Source organism: Azonexus sp., assembly GCF_036170495.1.
Classification (GTDB): Bacteria; Pseudomonadota; Gammaproteobacteria; order Burkholderiales; family Rhodocyclaceae; genus Azonexus.
This window is the reverse complement of sequence record NZ_JAVHPH010000173.1, coordinates 1-4,446: the sequence shown is the minus strand read 5'-3', so window position 1 is coordinate 4,446 and position 4,446 is coordinate 1. Positions and strand designations below refer to the sequence as shown.

The following is a 4,446-nucleotide window of genomic DNA, read 5'->3' as shown; positions in this document are numbered from 1 at the left end:
CGGTGGCAACTTCCTGTTCGGCTATGCCAAGCCGGTGCCAGTCGATTTCAGCCGTCTACGCGATCCCAAGAAAGATATGTTCTGGGTTGCCGCTGCTGGCCCGGGTGCCAATCTGTTGATGGCTTGCGCCTGGGCGCTAGCCTTCAAATTGTCCTGGCTGTTGCCGCAGTTTTTCAGTACGCCGCTGGCGCGCATGGCCGAGATGGGCATTCAGATCAACTGTGTATTGCTGGTGCTCAATCTGTTTCCCTTGCCACCGCTCGATGGCGGGCGGATAGCCGTCAGCCTGCTACCGCATTCGATAGCCTGGAAATTTGCCCAGCTCGAACGCTGGGGCTTTCCGATTTTGCTGGTGCTGTTGTTCACCGGTATCCTCGGCGCAATCATGAATCCGCTGGTCAACACCTCAGCCGGGCTTGTCGCACTCATTTTTGGTCTCTACTAAATAAATAATATGTACGCAGAACGTGTTCTCTCCGGCATGCGCCCGACCGGGTCGCTGCATCTTGGCCACTACCATGGCGTTCTCAAAAACTGGATCGAACTCCAGCACGAGTATCCCTGCCTGTTTTTTGTCGCCGACTGGCATGCGCTGACCACGCAGTACGACAACCCGCAAGGTATCGAGAAGGCTTCGATGGACATGGTGGTCGACTGGCTGGCCGCCGGTGTCGATCCCAACCAGGCGACGCTGTTCGTCCAGTCACGGGTGCCTGAGCATGCCGAGCTGCACCTGCTGATGTCGATGATGACGCCCCTGAGCTGGCTGGAGCGCGTGCCGACCTATAAGGACCAGCAGGAAAAGCTGGCCGGCAAGGATCTGACGACCTACGGTTTCCTCGGCTATCCGCTGCTGATGAGCGCCGACATCCTGATTTACCGCGCCGACAAGGTGCCGGTCGGTGAGGACCAGATTCCGCACGTTGAATTCACCCGTGAGCTGGCGCGTCGCTTCAATCATATGTATGGCCGCGAGCCAGGTTTCGAGGACAAAGCGCGTGAAGCGGTCAAGAAACTGGGCAGCAAGAAGGCCCGTCTCTACGAAGAGATGCGCATCCGCTTCCAGCAGAACGGTGACCGCGATGCCATCGAGCAGGCCAAGGCGGTGCTCGACGAAGTCCAGCACCTGTCGATGGCCGACCGCGAGCGCCTGTTCGGCTACCTCGAAGGCACCGGTAAAATGATTCTGGTCGAGCCGGGCTACTTGCTGACTGAAGCCTCCAAAATGCCGGGGCTGGATGGTCAGAAGATGTCCAAGTCGTACAACAACACGATCACCCTGCGCGAATCCGAGGAATCGGTGACCAAGAAGGTGCGCAGCATGCCGACCGACCCGGCGCGCGTGCGGCGCACCGACCCGGGTGAGCCGGCCAAGTGCCCGGTTTGGCAACTGCATCTCGTCTATTCCAACGATGCTTGTAAGGAATGGGTGCAGCAGGGCTGCCGCACGGCGGGTATCGGTTGCATCGAATGCAAGCAGCCAGTCATTGACGCCATCCTCAAGGAACAGGCGCCGATGCGCGAACGCGCACAGGTCTATCTGGATGATCCGACTCTGGTCAAGAACATCATTGCCGACGGTTGCGAGAAAGCCCGTGAATACGCCCGCGAAACCATGCGTGACGTGCGCGAAGCGATGGGGCTGGAATACCACTGATGTTCGATATGGATTGGGAAACGTTGATCTGGATCGGCATCGGCTTCGGCGGCCAGGCGCTGTTCATGATGCGTTTCGTCATCCAGTGGTGGAGCAGCGAAAAAGCCAAGATGGTCGTCATCCCGGTCTCCTTCTGGTATTTCAGCCTGGCCGGCGGCATCGTGCTGACCATTTACGCCATCCACCGCAAGGACCCGGTCTTCATCTTCGGCCAGGCCCTCAGCCTGGTCATCTATATCCGCAACCTGCATCTGCATTACAAGGGCAAGGGCCGCGTGGCGGCCTCGTGAGATGAACACTACGGTCGACGCCCCGGAAATGGCAAAAACGGCGGCGCTGTTCGAGCCCGTTGCCCGCATCTACGGCGAGCCGATGGAGCAGATGCCGCTCGACCTGTACATCCCGCCGGATGCCCTGGCCATCATGCTCGACGCCTTCGAGGGGCCGCTTGACCTCCTGCTGTACATGATTCGCCGCGCCAACATCGATATCCTCGATATTCCGATGGCGCCGCTGACCCGGCAGTATCTTGATTACGTCGAGGCGATGCGGGCGAGCAATCTCGAACTGGCCGCCGATTACCTCGTGATGGCGGCGATGCTCATCGAGATCAAGTCGCGCATGCTGCTGCCCCGGCCCAAGCTGGGCGAGGGCGACGAGGCGGAAGATCCGCGTGCCGAGCTGGTGCGCCGGCTCATGGAATACGAGCAGATGAAGCTCGCCGGCCAGAATCTGAACGCGCTGCCGCAAGCTGAGCGGGAATTTTTCTGGGTCGAAACGCTGGTCGAGAAGTCGCTGCTGGTCCGCCAGCCGGAAGTCTCGGTCGATGATCTCAAGGAAGCCTGGATGGCGGTTGTCCGTCAGGCCGGCCTGAACAAGCATCATCAGATCGGGCGCGAAGAACTGTCGGTGCGCGAGCACATGGGCATCATCCTGCGCGCCCTGCAGGCCAAGGGTGGTTTCGTTCAGTTCGAAACCCTGTTCGACCCGGAAATGGGCGTACAAGGGCTGGTCGTCCATTTCATCGCCATGCTCGAACTCGGCCGTGAAAAACTGATCGAAATTACCCAGACCGAAGCCTTTCAACCCATTTACGTCCGAGTGCATCAAGGTGGAACCGAGCCAGGTCAAGAGCGTGCTTGAGGCAGCGTTGCTCGCCGCGCGCGAGCCGATGTCGCCGAGCGAAATGAAAAAGATGTTCGACGAGGAGTTGTCGACCGATACCCTGCGTAAACTGCTCGACGAATTGCGCGAGGAATGGGCCGACCGTCCAGTCGAACTGATCCAGCTCGCCTCCGGCTGGCGTTTCCGCACGCGGGCCCAATATCTGCCTTACCTTGAGCGCCTTAACCCGGAACGGCCACCGAAGTATTCGCGCGCCGTGCTCGAAACATTGGCCATCATCGCCTATCGTCAACCGGTGACGCGCGGTGACATCGAGGAAATTCGCGGCGTCGCAGTCAATACCAATGTCGTCAAAACACTCGAAGAACGCGGCTGGATCGACGTCGTCGGGCATCGCGAAACACCCGGCCGGCCGGCCCTGTTTGCCACCACCAAGCAATTTCTTGATGATCTGGGATTGCGCAGCGTCAGCGAATTGCCGCCGCTCGAACACATCGCCCAGACACTGGAGCTGAATTATGAAAACCAATAAACGCACGCCTCTCCGTTCCGCCAGCAAGCCGGGCGGATTTCAAAAAAGGCCGGAAATTCCGGTTGACCGTAACAATCCGGCCCCGCGTGGCCGCACCACCCGCAATGCTCGCGAAGAGCCGCCCGAGCCCGAAGACGCGGTCGAGGCGCCCAAGTCACGTCGCCGTGCCGCGCTGCCGGCGACAGGTCGGGCCAGCCGGGGCAATATTGCGCGCAACGGCAAGGCCGTTGTCGAAGCCAAGCCTGAGCGTCTGCAGAAGATCCTGGCCCAGGCTGGCGTTGGCTCGCGCCGCGAAATGGAAGAATGGATTTCGGCCGGCAAGGTCACGGTCAATGGCGTCGTGGCGACCATCGGCCAGTCCGTCGTGCCGACCGACAAGGTCAAGATCGGCGGCCGGCTGATCAACATTCGATTTACCGGCAGCACCCGTCCGCCGCGCGTCCTGATGTATCACAAGCCGGAAGGCGAAATCGTCTCGCGTGACGATCCGGATGGTCGTCCGTCCGTCTTTGCTGCGCTGCCCCGCATGCGTGGCGGCCGCTGGATCAACGTCGGCCGCCTCGACTTCAATACCTCGGGCCTGCTGATATTCACAACGTCCGGCGATCTGGCGAACAAACTGATGCACCCGAGTTCGGAACTGGTTCGCGAATACGCCGTGCGTGTGCTCGGTGAGTTGACGCTGGAGGCGCAACAGCAATTGCTGCATGGTGTCGAACTGGAGGATGGCCGGGCTAATTTCGGCACCTTGCACGACGGTGGTGGCGAAGGTGCCAACCACTGGTATCGCGTCACCATCTTTGAAGGTCGCAACCGCGAGGTGCGGCGCATGTTCGAGGCCGTCGGGGTGACGGTCAGCCGATTGATCCGCGTGCGCTACGGCCCGTTTGTTCTGCCGCCACAATTGAAACGCGGCATGGCGCGCGAGCTCAAAGAAGTTGAAATCAAAACGCTGCTTCGTGGCCTTGAAAACAAGGCTCTGGCCCCCCGAAAGGGCCCTGAGAGCACCTAAATCGATTGTCGAAGGGGAATAAATCCGTTATAATTCACGGGTTTGTTCCTCCCGTCGTTTCTGATGGGGCATCTTTTTTTCATGAGGTGGGCGTTTCGCCCATTTTTTATTTGTGGCTAT

At 59.8% G+C, this 4,446-nt stretch carries 6 protein-coding genes; all 6 read left to right on the top strand.

What is annotated here, in order from left to right; all coding sequences use genetic code 11:
- The coding region (locus ADADOO_RS05755) for a site-2 protease family protein (RefSeq protein WP_511275786.1) at positions 1–445 on the top strand (445 nt) is incomplete at its 5' end.
- A 9-nt stretch (positions 446–454) separates the two neighbouring features.
- On the top strand, positions 455–1,657 hold the full coding sequence (locus ADADOO_RS05750) for a tryptophan--tRNA ligase (protein WP_511275785.1): 1,203 nt from the start codon (positions 455–457) through the stop codon (positions 1,655–1,657).
- Positions 1,657–1,947, top strand: coding sequence for a lipid-A-disaccharide synthase N-terminal domain-containing protein (locus ADADOO_RS05745; protein ID WP_511275783.1), 291 nt, complete (start codon positions 1,657–1,659; stop codon positions 1,945–1,947). Before ADADOO_RS05750 ends, ADADOO_RS05745 begins: the two co-directional genes overlap by 1 nt.
- Position 1,948: 1 nt before the next feature.
- A complete protein-coding gene (locus ADADOO_RS05740) occupies positions 1,949–2,800 on the top strand; it encodes a segregation and condensation protein A (protein ID WP_511275781.1) in 852 nt (283 codons plus the stop codon).
- A gap of 28 nt (positions 2,801–2,828) precedes the next feature.
- Complete coding sequence (gene scpB / locus ADADOO_RS05735; protein WP_511275788.1) at positions 2,829–3,314, top strand: SMC-Scp complex subunit ScpB; 486 nt, start codon at positions 2,829–2,831, stop codon at positions 3,312–3,314.
- Positions 3,301–4,326, top strand: a complete 1,026-nt coding sequence (gene rluB / locus ADADOO_RS05730) for a 23S rRNA pseudouridine(2605) synthase RluB (RefSeq protein ID WP_511275780.1) — start codon at positions 3,301–3,303, stop codon at positions 4,324–4,326. The genes scpB and rluB overlap by 14 nt, the downstream gene beginning before the upstream one ends.
- Positions 4,327–4,446: the final 120 nt, after the last annotated feature.